The sequence below is a fragment of the Lactiplantibacillus dongliensis genome (assembly GCF_005405105.1).
Classification (GTDB): domain Bacteria; phylum Bacillota; class Bacilli; order Lactobacillales; family Lactobacillaceae; genus Lactiplantibacillus; species Lactiplantibacillus dongliensis.
Genome location: NZ_BJDK01000065.1, coordinates 1 through 3,075, shown reverse-complemented (window position 1 = coordinate 3,075; position 3,075 = coordinate 1). Strand labels below are relative to the sequence as shown.

The following is a 3,075-nucleotide window of genomic DNA, read 5'->3' as shown; positions in this document are numbered from 1 at the left end:
ATTGCCTTCCGCCCGCATAGCGGGTGGTTTTTTGTTTCGCACGCTTTGCGAGCTCAACTCGGCCTAAAGGCATAAATGAAAATGAACACCACGACCGCCGCCAAAGTTCAAACGGCCGTCGAAAAACAACTGACGACTAGTTACCTTAAAACGATGGGCCGTAACTTGCAGCAATCCGGCCATCAACTAACTAACGCCAGCCACGCTTTAACGCAAACGACAACTGGTTTACGGGCTATTACTACCGGCAATCAAGCTGAGACCACTGATTTACAGCAAACAACTGCGGGTACCGTCAAACTCGCCCATGGGTTAAGCCAGCTTAAGCAAGGCTTGGCGACGGCACAACCAGGCTTTGCCCAATTAACCGCAACCGATAATGCCCTGCAAGCGATCATGACTACTCAAACCCAAGCTTTACAGCAACTTAAACAAGCTCTAGCAACAGCACAGCCTAACTTACGCGTCATCCGCCAACAAATCGATCAGCTACAGGCTGCTAATCGGCTCAAATCAGCTAAGTTAGTCGCCATGAACCGACAGCTCACTCAGCAGCTGGCACAAGGCAATCAACAAGCACAAACGGCCTTAACCGCCACCCAGCTAGGTTTGACCCACCTCCAAACTGCCGATACCCAGTTAACTACGGGCAGTACCCGGCTAACGTCTGGCACACAGCAAGTTACCACTGGAAATCAAAAAATCACCACGGCGCTAAAAACTGGTGGTCAGCAATTAACAACGACCGGTCGGCGGACCACTCGCCAAGCCGACTTGACCGTTAATCCGATTAAGTTAAGCCATTACGATGCCACTCATGTTCAAAATAACGGCACTGGGATGGCGCCTTATCTGATGTCAGTGGCGTTATTCGTGGGCTGTATCACGTTTAACATTATTTACGATATGTTCACCCCACATCGCCGGCCTAAATCTGCCGGTGATTGGTGGGCACAAAAGATTCCCTTTTTATTTGAATTTACAGGCTTAGCCGCCACCGTGATGTTTGTCTTATTAGGGCTGATCAACCATCTTAATCCACTCGAAGCCATTCGTACCTATGCGTTTTGCCTACTAACCGTTTGGACCTTTGCCAGTATCGTCACCTACTTCAACCTGATCCTGGGTAAAACCGGTGCTTGGTTAATGTTGATTTTTATGATTATTCAGCTCGGCGGCTCAGCCGGAACCTACCCGATTCAACTCTCAAATTCATTTTTCCAGACACTCCACCCGTATTTACCAATGTCAATCTCAATCGATGCCTTTCGCAGTACCTTGTCCATCGGTAATTCTATTTGGCCTGAAATCACCATTTTTGTCGGCCTCATCATTGTCTTTAATTTACTGATGCTGTTGACTTTTCATGTGAACTTACCCAAGCTCAATCAACGTTTAAGCTAGACAAAAGCCCTCGATAGCGCTATCGAGGGCTTTTACTGACTCATTCTAGTTAATATGGAACCGAGCTTTTAGCTTATCCTCACTGGCTGTCAACAATTGCTGCGGATCAACATCCATTTTGGCACTCATCACTAAGACTTGATCCAAGACATCGGCAAGCTCTTCTTCCAAGTTTGCTTGCAAATCAGCCGGCGTGGCAATGGGTTCACCGGGATGATCTCGTCCCAACTTAATGGCCCGTACCGCCCGTGATAATTCACCAACTTCTTCAGTCAAAAAGTTCAACCGAATAAACGGTGATAGCTCATACCAACCGCGTTGCTGATAAAAATCAATTAACCATTGTTGATGGCTATCCAAATCCACTCAAATCATCTCCAAAATAAGGCTTAAACTAATCATACCCTAAAACGGATAACTATCTGCCACTTTTTTTGCTAACTGACTATTCTTGGCAAGCTGTTAACTTGCCATCAGCCTAAAACTCTGGCAAAGTAACCGTCAACCACGCCCGTTTAAAACCGGACGCTTGTGAGAACCACACCCCCTGGCATGGCGACCACAATTTGCTTAGATACAGCGTTAGCCTACGAATAGGACTTATCCGCTAATTACCAAAGCCTTTTAAGTCCGTAGGTTGCCAGACGGACTTGCTTCTTACAAGGTTGCTAAACCTTTGGCTAAAATGTTCCTAGCTGCATTATGATCACGCACATGAAGCGTGCCACAACTAGGACACGTCCACTTGCGGTCAGCTAACGTCAACTTACTCTTGCCAGTCATGACATGTCCACAGTGACTACAAGTTTGCGTCGTATTTCGGGGATCAATCGTCAAAAATTTTCGGCCGTAAAGGTCAGCTTTATAAGCCAGCATGCCCAGTAACGTTCGCCAACCGACGTCCGAGATGCTCATTGCCAAGGCGTGGTTACGCAACATGTTTTTACTCCGCAGTTCTTCAGCTACGACTAAATCGTGGTTTTTGATCAAGGCCGTAGAAACGTGGTGCAGGAAGTTTTTACGTTGGTTGGCAACTTTAAGCTGTAGCTTGGCTACTTGTAGCCGTTGCTTTTGATAATTCTTTGATTCTGATAAGCGTCGTTGACTCTTTTTAGCTCGTCTGGCCCGCCGCGACAGTTTACGTTGAGCCTTAGCCAGCTTACCCTTTATCATTCGGTAGTACCGGGGGTTCTCAATTACTTGTCCATTGGAGTCTGTCAGAAAATTATCAAGATTCAAATCGATGCCGACTTTAGATTCAATCGCGTGTTGCTTAGCAACAAATGGATGTTCCGACCCAATCTGCAGGGATACAAAATAATGACCCACAGCGTCCATTGAAACCGTTGTTGTTCCAATTCTGATGTCATTAGCTCGCTCTAAAATCTTTGGTGGAAGCCCCTTGAATCGGAGACGTCCCAACTTGGGTAACCACAGGTGGTGGGTATCAGTTAATCTGACGCTTCCATTATTCATAGCTGGCTCCAATACCTTGGCCCCATAGAGGCAGGACGTTTGATAAGTCTGAGTATAACCGCGCTTATGAAACTTAGGCGTCCCCGCCTGATGAACCTGGCGGAATAGTTTCCAGGCAGTCTTGTAATTCTTGATGGCATTGGCTTTCATCAAGCTATCAAAGTCTGGATGATTGAGCCAACCATGGCTATTGGA

At 46.7% G+C, this 3,075-nt stretch carries 3 protein-coding genes; 1 reads left to right on the top strand and 2 read right to left on the bottom strand.

Annotation, left to right across the window (positions count from 1 at the left end):
- Window positions 1-75 precede the first annotated feature (75 nt).
- Window positions 76-1,404: a YhgE/Pip family protein gene (locus FFM80_RS14370; protein ID WP_137641419.1), complete on the top strand. Its 1,329-nt coding sequence runs from the start codon at window positions 76-78 to the stop codon at window positions 1,402-1,404.
- A 45-nt stretch (window positions 1,405-1,449) separates the two neighbouring features.
- Here FFM80_RS14370 and FFM80_RS14365 read toward each other — a convergent pair whose 3' ends face one another.
- Both FFM80_RS14365 and FFM80_RS14360 read right to left on the bottom strand, forming a co-directional pair.
- The gene (locus tag FFM80_RS14365) at window positions 1,450-1,770 is read right to left on the bottom strand and encodes a MazG nucleotide pyrophosphohydrolase domain-containing protein (protein ID WP_137641418.1); all 321 of its coding nucleotides are present in this window, start codon (window positions 1,768-1,770) and stop codon (window positions 1,450-1,452) included.
- Window positions 1,771-2,061: 291 nt separating this feature from the next.
- Window positions 2,062-3,075, bottom strand: a 1,014-nt coding sequence (locus FFM80_RS14360; protein WP_137641417.1) for an RNA-guided endonuclease InsQ/TnpB family protein, incomplete at its 5' end; no start/stop codon positions are given.

What these genes read in the sequence shown, in the direction of transcription:
- FFM80_RS14370 (WP_137641419.1), top strand. Translation starts at nt 76, where the DNA reads ATGAAAATGAACACCACGACCGCCGCCAAAGTTCAAACGGCCGTCGAA.